The organism is Actinophytocola sp. (assembly GCF_049647105.1).
Taxonomy (GTDB): Bacteria; Actinomycetota; Actinomycetes; order Mycobacteriales; family Pseudonocardiaceae; genus Actinophytocola.
The window spans coordinates 1-16529 of record NZ_JBARWZ010000024.1; the positions used below are offsets into that span (position 1 = coordinate 1).

14 protein-coding genes are annotated in these 16529 nt (G+C 70.3%); 4 read left to right on the plus strand and 10 right to left on the minus strand.

Annotation, left to right across the window (positions count from 1 at the left end; genetic code table 11):
• Positions 1-1110 (minus strand): ATP-binding protein (locus tag WBA97_RS03460; RefSeq protein ID WP_424229189.1); only part of this gene is annotated, 1110 nt, incomplete at its 3' end.
• 162 nt (positions 1111-1272) lie between these two features.
• Here WBA97_RS03460 and WBA97_RS03465 point away from each other — a divergent pair.
• Complete coding sequence (locus WBA97_RS03465) at positions 1273-2247, plus strand: cation diffusion facilitator family transporter (protein WP_424229190.1); 975 nt, start codon at positions 1273-1275, stop codon at positions 2245-2247.
• 206 nt (positions 2248-2453) lie between these two features.
• On the opposite strand, the gene WBA97_RS03470 is transcribed toward WBA97_RS03465, so the two are convergent.
• On the minus strand, positions 2454-3320 hold the full coding sequence (locus tag WBA97_RS03470; protein ID WP_424229191.1) for a hypothetical protein: 867 nt from the start codon (positions 3318-3320) through the stop codon (positions 2454-2456).
• 641 nt (positions 3321-3961) lie between these two features.
• Complete coding sequence (locus WBA97_RS03475; RefSeq protein WP_424229192.1) at positions 3962-4468, minus strand: MarR family winged helix-turn-helix transcriptional regulator; 507 nt, start codon at positions 4466-4468, stop codon at positions 3962-3964.
• A 212-nt stretch (positions 4469-4680) separates the two neighbouring features.
• Here WBA97_RS03475 and WBA97_RS03480 point away from each other — a divergent pair, with 212 nt between their 5' ends.
• Complete coding sequence (locus WBA97_RS03480; protein WP_424229193.1) at positions 4681-7596, plus strand: BTAD domain-containing putative transcriptional regulator; 2916 nt, start codon at positions 4681-4683, stop codon at positions 7594-7596.
• Here WBA97_RS03480 and WBA97_RS03485 read toward each other — a convergent pair.
• From WBA97_RS03485 to WBA97_RS03510, 6 genes are all read right to left on the minus strand, one after another.
• A complete protein-coding gene (locus WBA97_RS03485) occupies positions 7581-8129 on the minus strand; it encodes a helix-turn-helix domain-containing protein (protein ID WP_424229194.1) in 549 nt (182 codons plus the stop codon). The genes WBA97_RS03480 and WBA97_RS03485 overlap by 16 nt on opposite strands.
• A gap of 558 nt (positions 8130-8687) precedes the next feature.
• Positions 8688-10007 (minus strand): ABC transporter substrate-binding protein, encoded by a 1320-nt coding sequence (locus WBA97_RS03490; RefSeq protein ID WP_424229195.1) that lies wholly within the window; start codon positions 10005-10007, stop codon positions 8688-8690.
• On the minus strand, positions 10004-11011 hold the full coding sequence (locus WBA97_RS03495) for a branched-chain amino acid ABC transporter permease (protein WP_424229196.1): 1008 nt from the start codon (positions 11009-11011) through the stop codon (positions 10004-10006). Before WBA97_RS03495 ends, WBA97_RS03490 begins: the two co-directional genes overlap by 4 nt.
• A 1-nt stretch (position 11012) precedes the next feature.
• Positions 11013-11891 (minus strand): branched-chain amino acid ABC transporter permease, encoded by an 879-nt coding sequence (locus tag WBA97_RS03500; protein ID WP_424229197.1) that lies wholly within the window; start codon positions 11889-11891, stop codon positions 11013-11015.
• A gap of 11 nt (positions 11892-11902) precedes the next feature.
• Positions 11903-12607, minus strand: coding sequence for an ABC transporter ATP-binding protein (locus tag WBA97_RS03505; RefSeq protein WP_424229198.1), 705 nt, complete (start codon positions 12605-12607; stop codon positions 11903-11905).
• The gene (locus WBA97_RS03510; RefSeq protein ID WP_424229210.1) at positions 12594-13355 is read right to left on the minus strand and encodes an ABC transporter ATP-binding protein; all 762 of its coding nucleotides are present in this window, start codon (positions 13353-13355) and stop codon (positions 12594-12596) included. The genes WBA97_RS03505 and WBA97_RS03510 overlap by 14 nt, the downstream gene beginning before the upstream one ends.
• 180 nt (positions 13356-13535) lie before the next feature.
• Here WBA97_RS03510 and WBA97_RS03515 point away from each other — a divergent pair, with 180 nt between their 5' ends.
• Positions 13536-14765 (plus strand): PucR family transcriptional regulator, encoded by a 1230-nt coding sequence (locus WBA97_RS03515; RefSeq protein WP_424229199.1) that lies wholly within the window; start codon positions 13536-13538, stop codon positions 14763-14765.
• Positions 14766-14910: 145 nt separating this feature from the next.
• On the opposite strand, the gene WBA97_RS03520 is transcribed toward WBA97_RS03515, so the two are convergent.
• The gene (locus WBA97_RS03520; RefSeq protein WP_424229200.1) at positions 14911-15765 is read right to left on the minus strand and encodes an alpha/beta hydrolase family protein; all 855 of its coding nucleotides are present in this window, start codon (positions 15763-15765) and stop codon (positions 14911-14913) included.
• A 137-nt stretch (positions 15766-15902) separates the two neighbouring features.
• Here WBA97_RS03520 and WBA97_RS03525 point away from each other — a divergent pair, with 137 nt between their 5' ends.
• Entirely contained in the window at positions 15903-16499 is a 597-nt protein-coding gene (locus WBA97_RS03525; RefSeq protein ID WP_424229201.1) for a QsdR family transcriptional regulator, read from the plus strand.
• Positions 16500-16529: the final 30 nt, after the last annotated feature.

Consider the following 16529-nt stretch of genomic DNA (forward strand, 5'->3'; position numbering starts at 1 on the left):
GGCCGCGGCGGGCGCGTGCCCGTCGGTCGCGCCGGTGGCCGCCAGGACCGCCGAGGCGAGCGCAGGCCGCACCTCACCCGCCGCGTCCCAGTGGTGTGCCAGCTCGGCGGCCTGGGAGACGGCCAGCTCGGGGTGTGCGGTGAGGCCGATGGCGACCGCCGCGTGTGCCTGCCGCCGCTCGCCCGGCAGCAGCTCCCGGTACAGCGCCTCGTGGATCAGCGCGTGCCGGAACGCGTAGGCGTCCGGTTCGACGATCACGAGCTGGCCGTGGTCGACCAGCTCGCGGACCCCGACGTCCAGGTCGTCCGGCGGGACCAGCGCCGCGAGCAGGTCGTGCGGCACCGTCCTGCCGACCACGGACGCGAGCCGCGCCAGCCGCTGCGCGGGTGCGGAGAGCCTGGCCATGCGGGTCACGATGATCTCGCGGACCGTGCGTGGCACGGTGTTGCCCGCGGCCAGCAGCTCCTCGGTGAAGAACGGGTTGCCCTCCGCGCGGGCAAGGAGCGTGTCGACCAGCTCGGCCGGTGGCGTCGTGCCGAGGACGCCGGCCGCGAGCGCGGTCACCCCGGCGCGGTCCAGCGGCGGCAGGTGGATGCGGGTGGTGTGCGGTGCGCGGGACAGCTCCGCGACCAGCGCCGCGACCGGGTGGTGCGCGGGCACCTCGTCGGCCCGGCAGGTGACGATGAGCAGCACGGGCGCGGTCGCCAGCGCCCGGTGCAGGAACAACAGCAGGTCACGGGTGGCGGCGTCGGCCCAGTGCAGGTCCTCGATCACCAGCACCACGCGCTCGCCAGCCGCGCGGACCGCGTCGGCGATCCGGCGGTACTCGGCGGCGCGGTCGCCCGCGGCGGCGCTCAGCGCGCCGGTGAACAGGTGGGGGAGCGCCTCGACGAACGGCGCGTACGGGATGTCCGCCTCGAACTGCAGGCAACCGCCGGTCAGCACGGTCGCGCCGGAGCGCAGCGCGAACGTCCGGACCAGTCGCGTCTTGCCGACCCCGGCGTCGCCGTCGACGAGCACCAGCCTGGTGTCCGAAGTGGATTCGCATGCCGCGAGGGCGGTGAGCTCAGCTCGCCGCCCGACAAGTTCCGGCACCGAAACCCGCGCCACGCCGTGCAGTATGTCGTCCGCCTCCCCGACATTCAAAGTGTTGGTCTCGACCCAGCGACGCCTGTGGTTGGTGGTTGGGTGCCGTCACGTTCCCCTGAGGTCCCTGTTGGTCAGGCCAGGACCCTCGCACAAAGATCCTCGGACAGGCCTAGTGTCAACGTCGTGGTGGAGCGGGAGAAGTCCGAGAGCACGTTGACCGTGCTCGTGGCGCTGGGCGCGAACTTCGCGATCGCGGTGCTGAAGCTGATCGCTGGTGTGATCACCGGGTCGGCCGCGATGCTCGCGGAGGCGGGGCACTCGATCGCGGACACGTTCACCGAGGGGCTGCTGCTGACCGCGCTCCGCCGGTCGAGCAAACCGGCCGACCGTGCGCACCCGTTCGGGTACGGCAAGGAGCGGTACTTCTGGTCGCTGATGGCCGCGGTGTCGATCTTCACGTCCGGCGCGCTGTTCGCGTTCTACGAGGGGTTCCGCACCGTGTTCGGCGAACCGGAGGAGCAGACGAACCCGCTGGTCGGCTACATCGTGCTGGCGCTCGCGTTCGTGCTGGAAGGCGTCTCGTGGCTGCGGGCGGCGCGGCAGCTGCGCGGGGAGGCCGCGGCGGAGAAACGGACCGTGCGGCAGTACCTGAACCTGATCGACGACCCGACGGTCAAGACCGTGTTCTTCGAGGACAGTGCCGCGCTGGTGGGCATCCTGCTCGCGTTCGGTGGCCTCGCCATGCACGACGTGACGGGATCGTCCGTGTGGGACGGTCTCGCTTCCGTGCTGATCGGGGTGCTGCTGGCCGGGGTCGCGTACCTGCTCGGGCGCACCAACATGGGACTGCTGATCGGCAGGCAGGCGGACCCGGCGATCGTGCGCGGGGCGCGCGAGATGCTGGCGGACACACCCGAGGTCGAGGTGGTCGTGGACCTGCTCACGATGGTCACCGGCACGGACCAGGTGCTGCTGTGCGCACGCGTGGACTTCGTGGACGACCTCACGTCGGCCGACCTCGAGATCGTGTGTGTGCGGATCGCCGGGGAACTGCACGAGCGGTTCCCCGATCTCGACGAGGTCTTCCTCGAGCCCGTGCCACGGTCCGACCCGGAGCTGCGGGCGCGAGTACTCGCCCGCTACGGCACCACACCGTGACACTCAGCGCGGGTCCGGCAGTGCTGCCTACCGACGAACACGTTGCGGTGCAACGGATGCGGGACCGGCCGACGAGGGGCAGGTGCTCGCGCGCCGGGTGAGCCTGCGGCCCGCGACGCGGGGTCGCGACGCGGTCGACGGCGACACCCCGGCGGCAAGCGCGACATCACCGATGGTCACCCGCCGAGGTACCCCGTCGACATGGCTCACGCAGCGGCCTCCTGCCATGGCCGCGCCGAGCTGTCGACCACCTCGGCGAGCCGCTTGAGCCGGTCGACCGCCCGTAACCGCAGCAGCGGCGTCGGGTCGGTGAGCGTGTCGCTCCAGATGGCACGGCCCGCGAGGAAGCCGGACGCACCCGCGTTGCACGCCGTGCGTACCGCGTTGGGGAAATCCTCGATCGTCACCCCCTGCGACACCACCACCCACGGCACCGGCAGCGTCGCGGAGATCCGTTCGCACACCCTGGCGACCTTGCGCTCGTCGACGCCGCGCCGTGGCACCTGCGCCTTGTACAGCGACGGCCGCAGCGCCCCGAGCTCGGCGGCGGCCGCCAGTTGTAACTGGTCGAAGTTGTCGTCCGAGGTCGGCCGCACCACACCCTCGAGGATCGACAGCAGCCCGGCGCCCGCGCAGCGCCGCACGAACTCCTCCGCCATCGCGAGCCGCGTGTCCCGGTGCTCGTCCGGCCGCCACACCAGCAGCAGCTTCATCGCGACCACGCCGCGCTCGCGGACGTGCACCGGGTTGATCGCCTCGTCGAACGACGTCTCCACCACGGGCCCGCCCTCCGGCGGGTGCCTGAGCCGGTCCGCGGCGAGGATCAGCCCGCACGACGGCGGCAGCAGCCGCTCCGCGAGCACCTCGTCGAAGCCGAGGTTCCGGTCGATCAGGAACCCGCTCGCGTGCGCTCCCAGTTCTCTGGCCACCGCGATCTTGAACTTCGTCAGGTCGCTGTCGGGCACCGGCGCGGGGGTGTGCGTGCCGAGCATCGCGCGCAAGCTCTCCCGCTGGTCCATCGCCACCATGGCCAGGCCACCGGACGGCCGCGCCAACTCGGTCAGGCTTGTCATGCCACCTCCCGTACCCGGGGCTGGAAGCCACCCCGGTAGATCGCGTCGTGTCGGTCGGCGAGAAGATCGTCGCGGATCAGCACATCGCTACGCACGCCCTCCTCGGCGCCTGCCGGCAGCCCCCGCTCCGACGCTCGGACACCGTCACCACCGCCTCTGCCGTTTCCCCAGAGTCCATCACATCCGCGGGCTCACGCGCGCCCTCGGCGCCTGCGGCAACCAGGTGATCGTGCCGTGCCTCCACCGCCGGTGTGCTTACTGTCCATGGCCCGTCCCGGCCGGCTCGACGTGCTGGTCCGCCAACAGTCGCCACCGGCTGGGGAATTCCCGCCCACGCGCGCATCCGGTCAAGCAGTACCGCGTCGCGTGCGCCGTCTGACCCGCCGACGGCGGTACCCTCCATGGCGTAGACGCCGAGGTCGACGCTGGCCAGCAGCCCGGACACGGATTTCCCTTCCCCAGAGGCATGACAACGTTGCCACATCGGGGTGTCGTCCTCGCCACCGGGTTCGCGAGGAGTCGATCAGTCCGAAGTGGACAGAGATGGCGTCCGCCACGCGGAGGCGTCGAAGATCGGCCGGTTGGCCGTGATCCTTCCGTCGGTCAGTCGAAAGTTCGCGAGATGATCAGCCTGCACTACGTCAAGTGTTCTCGCGCTGGTTGACGACGAGGCGGAGGCAAAGATCCCGCAGCCGAGCCACATCCTCGGCGTCGAACCCGTGAAAGACCGCCGCCATCGCGAGTTGTGCCGGCTTCCGGAAGTCCGTCACCCAGCGCCGCCCCGCCTCGGTGATCGACACGAGCACGGCACGCCGGTCCGCCGGATCGGGCGCCCGCGTGACCATCCCGGCCCGCTCGAGCGTGTCGGCCAACCCGGTCACATTCCGCGAACTCACCCCGGCGGACCTGGCCAGCTCCCCGACTCCGGCGGGCTCCCCGTCGCTGAGTCGCAGCAACAGGTCCACGGCCCCGGCACTGAGCGCCCGCCGCGCCGACCCGGCGGCCAGCAACCGGCCGACCGCGTGCGCCGCGGCCCGCACCGCGGCCGCCGCCTCGAAGAGCCCGGCATCCCCGTCACCGGCGAACCGCCCCAAGGCGGCCCGGGCATCCGGATCGTAGAGCCCGTCGTCATCGTGTACGTACTTCATAGTAAAGTTCGAGATTAGTACGTACTTCCGGACCTGTCTATCGGATCGCTGGGGGCATTTGCGCGTGAATCGTCGTTTTGGCATTCCCGCGTGCGGCAATTGACGATGAGCAACAATTCCGTTACGTACCGTCGCTGATCTCCGTGGATAAGTAATATTCGAGCCGAATTACCGCTGTTCGGTACCGGCCGTCAAAATTGGGTGGGATCGCCATGCTGGGGATTCTTGGTACGACCGCGTTGTTGCTGGACGGTGGTCCGGACGACAGTTGGGGCAGGCCCCGTGAGCGGGCTGTGCTCGCCACGCTTCTTGTTCATGCCAATGAGGTCGTGCCGGTCGAGGAGCTGGCGCGGTGGGTGTGGCCCGCTGACAAGCCCGTATCGCTGCAGCCTCGGCAGATCTTCGAGACCTATGTCGCCAGGGTTCGGCGCACGTTGGCACGGTTGCCCGCGCCGCCGGCGTTGCGGGCCGAGGGTGACGGTTACCGTCTCGTGGTGGAGCCGGCGCGGGTCGATTTCCACCTGTTCCGTGAGCTTCTGGCCGAGGCGCGCACGCTCACGGCCGAGGATCCCCGTCGGGTGGTTGACCTCGTCGAGGGTGCGCTGTGGCTCTGGCGCGGGCTCCCGCTCGCCGACCTCACCACCGAACCCGCGCTGGCCTGGCGCGACCGCGTGTTGCACGAGGAGTGGCTCGGCGCGCACACGATGCGGGTGCGTGCCCTGTTCGACCTCGGCCAGTACGAGGAGGCACTCGCCGCGCTGGACGAACTGCTCAACGACTTCCCGAACGACGAGCATCTCGTGCACCTGACGCTCACCGGGCTGTACCGGAGGCACCGGCTCGCGGAGGCCACCAGGTTCTTCCTCCGCGCCTGGCACCGGCTCCGCGCGGAGGGCGACGGCCGGGCCGCCCGGCAGCTGCGGCGCCACCACCTCGCGTTGGCCGCCGCGCAACCCGCACCGGCGGTGCCGCAGCCGACGATGGTGCCGCGCGGCCTGCCATCGGAGGTCCCCGACTTCGTCGGTCGTCGCGCGGAACTCGTCGTGCTGGACGACGCGGCGGCGCGCCGGTCCGGGGTGGTGGTTCTGGAAGGGCCTGGTGGGGTGGGCAAGACCGCGCTCGCCGTGCACTGGGCGCACCGGGTCCGCAACCGGTTCACGGACGGCGATCTGTTCGTCGACGTGCGCGGCGGGTCGGCGGTCGACGACATCCTCACGGCGGTCGGGCAGCCGCCGGAACAGACCCTGTCCCGGCGGAAGCGGGAGCGGCTGCTCGCACTGCTGACGGCCGGCCGTCGCATGCTCGTCGTGCTGGACGACGTCCGCGACGCAGGTCAGGTCCGGCGGTTGATCGAGCTCATGCCGTCGTGCTTCCTGGTCGTCACCGGTCGTCAGCGCCTCTCGCTGCCGGGCGTGGACGTGCGCAGGGTCGCCGTGCCACCGATGAGCGACGATTGTGGGATCGCGCTGCTGTCCCTGCGTGCGCCCGGCCGGGTGCGGAACACGACGGGTCTCGGTGCGCTGTGCGGTGGACTTCCACTGCTGCTCGATGTGCTCGCCGGTCAGTTGACGGGTGCGCCGTCGACACAGCTCGACGAACTGACCGCGCGGATGGACCGGAGACGCAGGCTCGCGGTGGTTGGTGAGCACGGCCAGCGGACCTCGCCCGGCGAGTCGTGTCTCACCTGGGCCTACCACTCGCTGGCGGCACCGGAGCGGCGGCTGTTCCGCCTGCTCGCCCTGCACCCGGGCACCGACATCGCGATCGAGGCGGCCTGTGCGTGCGACGGGCGGACGACGGCGGAGACGTTGGTGAGCATCACGCACCTGATGGCCGCCCGTCTGATCCGGCCGACGGAGAGCCTTGACCGGTTCGGCAGGCACGAGGTGCTGCGGGAGTTCGCGGCGCGCTGCCTCGAACGCGACGAGCCGGAGGACGACCGGCGTGCCGCCCATGTGCGTCTGCTGGACCACTTCATCGGCCTGACGACGCGCGCGGCCCGGATGGTGTGCACCGGTGCCGAGCCCGCGCCCGACCAGGCAGGCGACGGCGCCGCCCGGTTCGCGGACGCCGAGGAGGCGATCGCGTGGTTCACCAGGGAACGCCTCGCGCTGCCCGCCGTGGTGCGGCAGGCGTACGACGCGGGATGTCACGTGCAGACGTGGCTTCTGGCCGATCCGCTCGCGCGGCTCGTCGAGTGGTTCGGCGGCGGCGCCGATAGCACCGAGATCCGCGCGTTCGCGCTCGAGGCGGTACGAGCGGTCGGCGCGGACGAGGCCCCCGCGCTGCATCACCTCGGCGTCGCCCACCTGATGGCCGGGCACCAGGACGCGGCCAGGCGGTGCCTCGAGGCCGCGCTCCGCATGCCGCTCGACGATCATCTCCATGTCTCCGTGGCCGACCGGCTGGGTCGGCTGGCTGCGTCGCGCGGCGACACGGCGGAGGCCTACACCCTGTGCCACCGCGCCGCGGTGATCGCGGAACGGCTCGGCGCGGTCGGCGACCTCGCGTGGCTGCACTGCCGCATGGGTCAGGCCTTGCATGCCGGTGAGCGCCTTGAGGACGCGCTCGTCCACCTGCGGCGCGCGAGAACGCTCGCCCGCCAGGACGGTGCGCGTGCCGCCGAGGTCGCGAGCCTCGTCGAGCTGGCCGCGGTCCATCGCGAGTTGGGAGACCACCGTGCCGCTCTCACGCACTGCGAGGACGCGCTGGCCGTCGCGGAGGAGATCCCGGACCTGCAGGCGGCGGCACGGATCTGCGTCGCGATGGCGGAGCTCGGTCGCGAGTGCCGGCTGTTCGACGACGCGGTGTCGTACGCGCGGCGCGGGGTGGCGACCCTGCAGGGCACACAGGATCTCGCGGCACAGGCAGGCGTGGTGGAGGCGCTCGGCGATGCCCTGCACCACAGCGGCGAGCCGCACGAGGCGGTCGTGACGTGGCGGGAGGCCGCGGACCTGTACGGCTTCGCGGGACTCTCGGCCATGACGGCTCGGCTGCGCGGCAAGATGGACCTCGGCCGCGTCGGTGGCACGGTGCCACCAGCGCGTGCCGGATCCCTTGCGCCCGGCGGCATCGAGCGTTCGCTGCCGCCGGTCCCGCACACGTTCAACGGTCATGCCGACGGCTGATCGTCGGAGCCGTTGTCGGCCGGGTGCTCGGGGATGAACCCGGCCAGGTACCCGGCCAGCTCGTGGTAGGAGCAGCCGAGGAACGTGGCGAGTTCGCGCACTGACGACGGCGGCAGTTCCACGATGCCACCGGGATACTCGATCAGTTTGTTGTGTGCCCACTGGATCATCGGCAGGAATCTGTCGTCTCTCTTGTTCAGCAACTGGTGCAGGTCTATCTGCATGACGAGGTTCTGGAGGTGGATGCCTGCGCGTTGCAGTGCCTGGTTCAGCAGCGTCGGCGCAGCGACGCCGAGGGCCGTGCTCAGTTCGATGAAGCGGAGCAGCGTGAGGTGACGGGTGCCGTGTTCGTAGGAGAGCAGCGTCCGGTCGCCGATGCCAGACGGCAACAGGGCGACGAGGCGCCCGCGTGACCAGCCGTTCGCTTCGCGGGCACGGCGCAGATGCTCGCCGATCGCTCGTGAGATCACCCTCTCGGTGACCTTGCCCTGCGGGTCCATCACACGGACCTGCCCCGAGGGTGAGGGGATCATGCAGATGCTCTCCCGTTTCCGTCGCAGCCCGCGCCGGGGCGCGTTGTTCTGGGTGCGTGCCTCGGGTCGTGGCGGCCGAAGCCGCCACCCGGGGTCTGGCCGGGGAGCCGATCCTTCGCACGGATGTGGAAGGCCGCGTCTGGCTTGGAATCGAGATTAGCGGCGCGAGCCACCGTCCCGCGGGCGAACGACATCGATCGAGTTCGTCTTTCACCGTTTGGACGGAATGTACTGCCTCGAAATGTACGTCGGGTAGCGATCACGACGCACATTAAAAGTGCGCCCGTGAACCCGGTCAAACCGCGTTAACGGCGACGGTTCGCCAGTCGGACTTACCGCTTGCGGACGTCAGGGTGGGGGAGGCATTCCCCCGTTCGTGCGCCGTGCCCTCACACGTTCGGCGCCAAGCCGTAGTCAGGGTGTCAGGTCGACGGCCGGCTGTTTTTCTTGCACGGGACCCGATCGAGTGCCCGTGTCACCAAGTGATACTACGACGACCGGCGGCGTGGCAACACGCTGAGTGCGCGTGCCGACGCCGCCGGTCGGGGTACTTCCCGGTTACTCCGCGGGTTTCACGTCCGGAATGCCGTTCGACGGCGGGGAGTCGTTCGCCGCCGAGTCGTCTTCCTTGATCGGGGCGTCGCCGAGGTCGGTCACCAGGACCGGGGTGAGGTCCTCGCCGACGCCGTCCCGGATCTCGACGACCGACACACCCGAGATGCCGAGGTGACTGTCACCGGTGTAGCGGAACGGGGCGACTCCGGGGCCCTCGAACGACTTGCCCGACTTCTCGATCGCCTCGACGATGCCCTCCCGGGTCGGGTTCTCGCCCGCCGCCTGCAGTGCCTGCACGAACGTGTATGCCTGCGCGAGGCCGTACACGCGGTAGTTCGTCAGCTCACCGTCGGCGCCGTGCTCGTCCCACACCTTCTGCCACAGCTTCATCCACGGGTCGTCCGGTGCGTCGACGCCCTTCAGGTACTCCGTGGTCATCACGCCGTTCAGCATCGACGCGCCGTCGGTGACCTTGCCCTCCGAGAACCGGGCGAGCAGCGAGCCGACCAGTGCCGGGTCCGAGCCAACGCTGCTGTAGAACCACTTCGGCTTGAAGCCGATCCGCAGCGACACCAGCTGGCTCAGCGCCGTGTACGACGGGACGTTGAAGCCCAGCACCAGGTCCACGCCCGCGGCCTGTAGCTGCGCCATCTGCGGCGCGACGTCGGTGTTGCCCGGCGTGTACTTGGCGACCGCCACGATCTGGTCGTCCAGGTACCTGCGCGCGCCCTTCTCGCCGTCGCGGCCGAAGTCGTCGTCCTGGAGGAACAGGCCGACCTTGGCGTCGGGCATGTTCTTCTTCACCCAGTCGCCGATGATCTTGCCCTCGATCTCGTAGTCCGGCTGCCAGCCGAACGTGAACGGCTTCTCCTTCGGCCAGTCGCCCCACTGCAGCGATCCCGACGACACGAACAGGTCCGGGACCTTCGCCTCGTTGAGGTAGTCCACCACGGCGCTGTGCGTCGGGGTGCCGAGGCCGCCGACCATCGCGAAGATCTCTTCGTTCAGCACCAGCTCGTTGGTGACCTGGCTGGTGTTCGTCGGGTTGTAGGCGTCGTCCTTGACCACGAACTCGATCTTGCGGCCGTTGATGCCGCCGTTCGCGTTCACGTAGTCGTAGTAGGCCTGGTGGCCGCTCGGGATCTCGCTGTAGCCGGGCGCCGCGACGCCGGTCAGCGGGAAGTGCGCGCCGATCTTGATCGTCGTGTCGGTGATCCCGACGGTCGAGCCCTTCTCCTCGCTCTCGGGCCGGCCGCCCGCGCCGCACGCGGCCGTGACCGCCGCGGCCAGGAGCAACGCCGTGCCCTTGTACCAGCGCTTCATGAACTTCGCCTCCAGTGAATGAGTTTCCGCAGCCCGCCGGCGAGGCCGGCCGGTGCGAGCAGCACGACCAGGACGGTGACCAGGCCGTAGATCAACGGCGCCAGCTGCGCGGCCTGCACGTCGGTGAAGCCGAGGTCGGTTCCGGCCCCGGTCACCACCTGCGGCAGGAACGTCAGCAGCGCCGCCCCGACCAGCGCCCCGACAAGACTTCCCAAACCACCGAGCACCACCGCCGACAACAGCAGTAGCGACAGCGTCAACGTGAACCCGCTCGGCGCGGCCAGCCGCGCCGACAACGCCAGCAGTCCACCCGCGAGCCCCGCGCAGCCCGCGCTCACCACGAACGCCTGCACCCGCGCGCGGCCCAGGTTGATACCGGCCAGCTCGGCCGCCACCTCGTCGTCCCGGACCGCCTGCCAGTTGCGGCCGATCCGGCTCCGCGACAGGTTCGCGAGCAGTACGAACACCACGATCACCGCGAGCCAGCCGAGGTAGGCGAGGTAGCGGATCTGCGTCAGCTCCTGGCCGGTGACGAAGTACGCCCCGTCCGCGAGCCACACCGGGATCTCCGGCAGCCGCACGTTGAGCCCCTGCTCGCCGCCGAGCCACTCGCCGAAGTACAGCGGGATGCCCGGTATGGCGACGGCGAGCGCGAGCGTCGCACCGGCCAGGTACGGCCCGTGCAACCGGGCGGCGGCGACCCCCACGATCGCCCCGACCACCAGCGTCACCACGACCGCGAGCGCCAGGATCACCAGCAGCGGCAACGTGTCTTCCCGGGACTGCAGCATGAGCGCGGTCGTGTACGCGCCCACCGCCATCAGCGCGCCGTGCCCGAGTGAGAGCTGGCCGTTCAGTCCGGTGAGGACGGTCAGGCCCGCTGCCGCGATCGCGTAGTAGGCCATGGCGCCGAACTGCGCGTTGCGGAACTGGCTGGTGTTCTCCAGCACGAGCACGACGACCACCAGCGCGCCGAGTGCCAGGAGCAGATGCCTGCGGACCATGTCAGACCCTCCGCTCACGGACGCTCGCGAACAGGCCGCCGGGTTTCAACAGCAGCACCGCCATCAGGATCACCAGCGCGGCGAGCGGCACCAGCTCGGACCCGACGTACCCGCTGACGAGGCTCAGCGACAGTCCCAGGAGGAGTCCGCCGACCACGGCACCGACCGGGCTGTCCAGCCCGCCGAGCACCGCGGCGACGAACCCGTACACCACCACACCGTCCATGTAGGACGGATGGACGAGGCCGCCGCCCGCGATCAGCAGCCCCGACAGCGAGCCGACGAGCGCGGCGAGTGCCCAGCCGAGCGTCAGCATCCGCCCGACCTTCACACCGAGCAGCCGCGACACCTCCTGGTTGAACGCCGACGCCCGCATCCGCAGGCCGATGTCGGTGCCGCGGAACAGCACCACCAGCCCGACCACCACCACGCCGACCGCGAGGATCGTGAACACGCCGAAGCCGGTCAGCGCGATCGTGGTGTCGCCGAGCTGGAAGCCGCGCAGCCCGAACGGCGCCGGGAACGACCGGTACCGCGAACCGAACACGATGGCCGCCAGCGCGTGCAGCACGATGAAAAGGCCCAGCGTGAGGATCACCGCGTTGACCTCGGCCTTGCCGGACACGAACCGGACCACGAACCGTTCCACCAGCGCGCCGAGCACGAGGCCCGACAGCAGGGCGGCGGCGAACCCGATCCAGTACGAGTAACCGGCGTCGATCAGCACCAGCGCGATGTAGGTGGTGACCATCGCCATGGGCGCCTGCGCGAAGTTCACGATCCGCGTCGCCCGCCAGATCAGCACCAGCGCCAGTGCGAACGCGGCGTAGACCACGCCCAGCGTTATGCCGGTGAGCACGGTGGTCAGCAGTTGCTGCACGAGGCCCCCTGTCAGAATCCGAGGTAGGCGTGACGGAGGCCGTCGTCCTCGGCGAGGGTGGCCGCGTCATCACGCACCACCACCTTGCCGAGGTTGAGCACGACGCCGTGGTCCGCGATGGACAAAGCACTCCGCGCGTTCTGCTCGACGAGCACGACGGTCAGGCCGTCGTCGCGCACGAGCCCGCGCAGCAGTTCGAAGATCTGTACGACGATCCGGGGCGCGAGGCCGAGCGATGGCTCGTCGAGCAGCAGCACCTTCGGCCGTGACAGCAGCGCGCGGCCGATCACCAGCATCTGCCGCTCGCCGCCGGACAGCACGTGTGCGAGCCCGCCCGCGCGCTCGGCGAGCACTGGGAACAGCTCGTAGATCCGCCGCAGGTCGCTCGCCGACGCCCGCCGTCCGGAGCCGAGCGCGCCGAGCCGCAGGTTCTCCTCCACGGTCAGCTCCGCGAGCACACCCCTGCCCTCCGGCACGTGCGCGAGCCCGAGGCCGGGAAGGTTCTCGGTGGACACGCCGGTGAGGTCGCGGCCGTCCAGCGACACGGTCCCGCCGAGCGACCTGACCAGCCCGGAGATGGTCCGCAGCAGCGTGGTCTTGCCCGCGCCGTTCGCGCCGAGCACCGCGGTGATCTCGCCACGCTCGGCGGTCAGGCTCACCTCGTCGAGCGCCCGCACCGGCCCGTAGCCCGCGGACAGGTTCTCAACGGTCAGCACCGGTCACCACGTCCTCACCGAGGTAGGCCGCCTGCACGGCCGGGTCCGCGCGGATCTCGTCCGGCGCGCCGCGGGCGATCACCCGGCCGAAGTCCAGCACCACGATGTGGTCGCACACGCTCATCACCAGGTCCATGTGATGCTCGACCAACATCACCGACATCCGGTCGGTCAGGCCCCGCACCAGGTCACCGATCTCGGTCATCTCGGCGGAGGACAGCCCGCTCGCCGGCTCGTCGAGCAGCAGCAGGTCGGGTTCGCTCACCAGCGCCCTGGCGAGCGCGACCCGCTTGCGGACCGGGTAGGGCAGGCTCCCCGGGTACCGCCCCGCGACGTCGGCGATGCCGAACTCCTCCAGCATCGCCATCGCGCGCCCGGTCAGCGCCCGCTCGTCCTTCGCCCGCCTCGGCAGGCCGATCAGCGACGGCCAGAACCCGGTCGTCGCGTGCCGGTCGGCGCCGACGAGCACGTTGTTCAGCACGGTCATCCGGTCGAACAGGCCCAGCTCCTGCAGACTGCGTGCGATGCCGAGCCCGGCGAGCTGGTGGGGCCGCAGCTTCCGCAGCTCGGTGCCGCGCCAGGTGAGCGTGCCGGTGTCCGGCCGCACGAACCCGCAGGCCACGTTGAACAGCGTCGTCTTGCCTGCCCCGTTCGGGCCGATCACCCCGAGTACCTGGCCGGGCGCGACGGACAGTGACACGTCGGACAGTGCGACCAGCCCGCCGAAGGTCACCGACACGCCGGACATCTCGAAGGACGGGACGGTCTCTGCCACGCACGGCTCCCAACGCTGGGTTCAGTGCGGCTTACTTTGGTCGCACCGCACGATCGAGAACATGGGCGCGAAGCACAAAATCAGTGGTGCGAGCCGACCCAAACCACCAGGTCGGTCTGGTCTTTCTGTGCAATCGCGTGCAACGCTGCGGACATGGATGCCGCCAGGGTGCCCACCCTCGAACCCGCGATGGCGCGTGAGATCGAACGGGCGTGGGCCTCGTTGCTCGGCCAGGCAGATGCCATCGCCGACGACATCACGCTGACCTTGCTCGCCCGCGATCCGTACTGGTCGGAGCAGCGGCCGGACCGCCAGGCCGACCTGCGCGCGAGCACTCGCGAGCACATCCGCCGCGGCATCCGGACCATGGCCGGGATGCCCGACCCTGAGCAGCGCACGATCGACGTGTGGCGGGAGACCGGCAGGCTCCGCGCACGACAGGGCGTGCCGATGGACCGGGTGCTGTCGGCGTACACGCTCGGTACGCGCACGCTGTGGGAGGCGCTGCTGCGGCGGGGCTGGGACCACGATGTCGAGATCGGCGAGCACCTGCTGCTGTTCGCTGGGCAGAAGCTGTGGGCCGCGCTCGACGTGCAGAACGCGATCCTCGTCGAGTCCTACCGGCGGGAGTCCACCCGGCTGCAGCGCCGTGACCTGCAGCGGCAGCAGAGCTTCCTCGACGGGCTGGTCGAGGGGCGGGGCGCGGACCCGGAGTTCGCCCGCGAGGCGCGCGAGGAGCTGGGGATCGTCGCGGACGAGTCGATCATGTGCGTGGTCGCGCCGTTCTCCGATCCACTCGACGAGCCGCTGCGGGCGCCGGAGGACCGGCTGGAGCGGGCCGGGATCGTGTCGCACTGGCACGTGCGGGGTGGGAACTACTTCGGGCTCGTCTCGCGTGGCGGGCTGACCGTGCGGGATGTCGTCGACCAGCTGGGGCCCTGCGTGGCAGGGCGGGTCGGGGTCGCGGCCTGTGCCGACGGGCTGGCCGGGTTCGCCACCGCATACCAGCTGGCTTCCCGGGCGGCTGAGTCCGTGCCCCGGGGGGCGCATCGGCTGGTCGCCCTCGCCGACCGGTTGCCGGAGGTGTTGCTCGCCGGCAGTCCGGAGGTGGTGCCCGTGCTGGTCGCCGAGACCGTCGGGCCGATTCTCTCCCAGCCGCCTCAGCTTGCCGACACCTTGCTGGAGACTCTCGCCGCACTGCTCGCGCATGACGGCTCGCCCACCCATGCCGCGCAGTCGCTTTACTGCCATCGCAACACGGTGATCTACCGGATGAAGCAGATCGAGTCGATCACCGGGCGCAGTCTTGCCGATGCGCACGACAAGTTCGAGCTGATGCTCGGGTTGCTGGCCGCCGGTCGCGGGTACGACGGACGTCGCTGACTGGCGGCAAACCGCAACCGATGGATCCAGGTTCAACGTCCTGCGTCTTTCGGGGCACTGGGATCGCACCCTGCGGACGCGATGAAGGACGCCTTCAGTGCGTTGCGCACCGAAGGCGTCCTTCATCGCATGGGGCTGGGGTTTGTCACGCGTGGGGGCAGGTGTTCCGGTACTCCTCGATCGGCGAGTCGTTCGGGGCCGGGCACAGGAACTGGTCGAAGCGGGTGTCGTTGTCGACGAAGCGCTTCAGCCACGAGATCATGTACTTCGCGACGGTGGTGTTCGAGGTGTTCGGGAAGAAGTGGCTCGCGTTGCTCAGTTCCATGTACGCCTTCTCCGCCGAGGCGGGGATGGAGTTGTAGAACGGCTCCGAGTGCGAGGACACGGGGGCCACGGTGTCGGACTCGCCGCCGATGATGAACGTCGGCACGCGCAGGGACGACCAGCTCTTCTGGGTGTTCCACGGCGCGAGGGGGATCGCCGCCTGCAGGGACGGCTGGTCCTGCGCCGCCTCCAGTGAGCCGCCGCCACCCATCGAGTGGCCTGCCACCGCGAGGCGGGAGGCGTCGATGCGGCTCCGGACGGTGCTGGAACCCGTCAGGTACGACAATGCGGCACGCAGCTGGTCACCTCGGCTGGCGGGCTGGTCGTAGATCGAGTTCGTGTCGATCGTGATGACCACGAAGCCCTGCGACGCGAGTCGCGGGCCCAGCCAGGAGATGCTCGACTGGGACGCGGTGAACCCGGGGGAGATGGCGACCGCGCCGAACGTGCCTTCCGCGGTGCTGGTCGGGTAGTAGATGGTCCCGCCGCCGAAACCGGAGACGAGGCTCGACACCGTCGTCTGCGACACGGCGAACGAGCCGCGCGACGCCTCGATGCTGTTCTCGGTCGGGTCCGGGCCCCGCTCGTAGGGGTTCTCCGCCGCCTGTGCCGTCGGCGCGACCGCGAGTGCCGCGACCGCGGACAGTCCACACAGGATCTTTGTTCCTCTGCGCATGTGCCCTCTCCGTTCGTCATTGAACACGTATAGTGACCGACTGTGGCAAACGGGTGCCGGGTGCCGCATCGGTGCAATCGCCGGTCCGTGGTGAGAATCGGGGCGGCGTGCCGGGCCCGGACGTACGATCGGCGATCGTGAGCCCCACCGCCGAGGAGATCGTCCGCGCCGCCGCGCACTGGATCGATCGTGGTATCCGCATGGACACCCGCACGTTCGCCCACGAGATGGGCATCTCCCGCAGCACGCTGTTCCGCCGCGCGGGCAACCGGGAGGAGTTGCTCGGCGACGCGCTCTGGTACCTCGCCGATCACACCATGGTCGCCGCGGTCCGGAACTGGGAACGCGTCGCGGGGGCCGCGGTGCGCGACGCGTCAGGGGAGCTGCGGTGCCTTGCGGTGATGCGGGAGTACCGGTCGGCCATAGCGGGCAACAGGGGGTTCCGGCGGTTCCTCGACGACGAGCCGACGGTGGCGATCCGGGTGCTCACCGACCCGCACGGGCGGGTGCAGCCGAAGGTGATGGCCGCGCACGTCGAGTTGCTGCGCCGCGACGTCGAGGACGGCGGGTTCGTGCCCGCCGTCAGCCTGGAAAGCCTCTGCTACGCCATTGTCCGGCTCGGCGAGGCGTTCCTGTACTCCGACGTGCTCGCCTCGCGGGCACCCGACCTCGACGCCGCGTCGACGCTGCTCGCGGCACTCGTGGAGGGCCGGGTGCAGACCACCCCCTTGTGAAACACTCGCGCTTAGTGTTTCATCGAGGGC

What these genes read in the sequence shown, in the direction of transcription:
- WBA97_RS03470 (WP_424229191.1), bottom strand. Translation starts at nt 3,320, where the DNA reads ATGACAAGCCTGACCGAGTTGGCGCGGCCGTCCGGTGGCCTGGCCATG.
- WBA97_RS03475 (WP_424229192.1), bottom strand. Translation starts at nt 4,468, where the DNA reads ATGAAGTACGTACACGATGACGACGGGCTCTACGATCCGGATGCCCGG.
- WBA97_RS03480 (WP_424229193.1), top strand. Translation starts at nt 4,681, where the DNA reads ATGCTGGGGATTCTTGGTACGACCGCGTTGTTGCTGGACGGTGGTCCG.
- WBA97_RS03485 (WP_424229194.1), bottom strand. Translation starts at nt 8,129, where the DNA reads ATGATCCCCTCACCCTCGGGGCAGGTCCGTGTGATGGACCCGCAGGGC.
- WBA97_RS03490 (WP_424229195.1), bottom strand. Translation starts at nt 10,007, where the DNA reads ATGAAGCGCTGGTACAAGGGCACGGCGTTGCTCCTGGCCGCGGCGGTC.
- WBA97_RS03495 (WP_424229196.1), bottom strand. Translation starts at nt 11,011, where the DNA reads ATGGTCCGCAGGCATCTGCTCCTGGCACTCGGCGCGCTGGTGGTCGTC.
- WBA97_RS03510 (WP_424229210.1), bottom strand. Translation starts at nt 13,355, where the DNA reads ATGTCCGGCGTGTCGGTGACCTTCGGCGGGCTGGTCGCACTGTCCGAC.
- WBA97_RS03515 (WP_424229199.1), top strand. Translation starts at nt 13,536, where the DNA reads ATGGATGCCGCCAGGGTGCCCACCCTCGAACCCGCGATGGCGCGTGAG.
- WBA97_RS03520 (WP_424229200.1), bottom strand. Translation starts at nt 15,765, where the DNA reads ATGCGCAGAGGAACAAAGATCCTGTGTGGACTGTCCGCGGTCGCGGCA.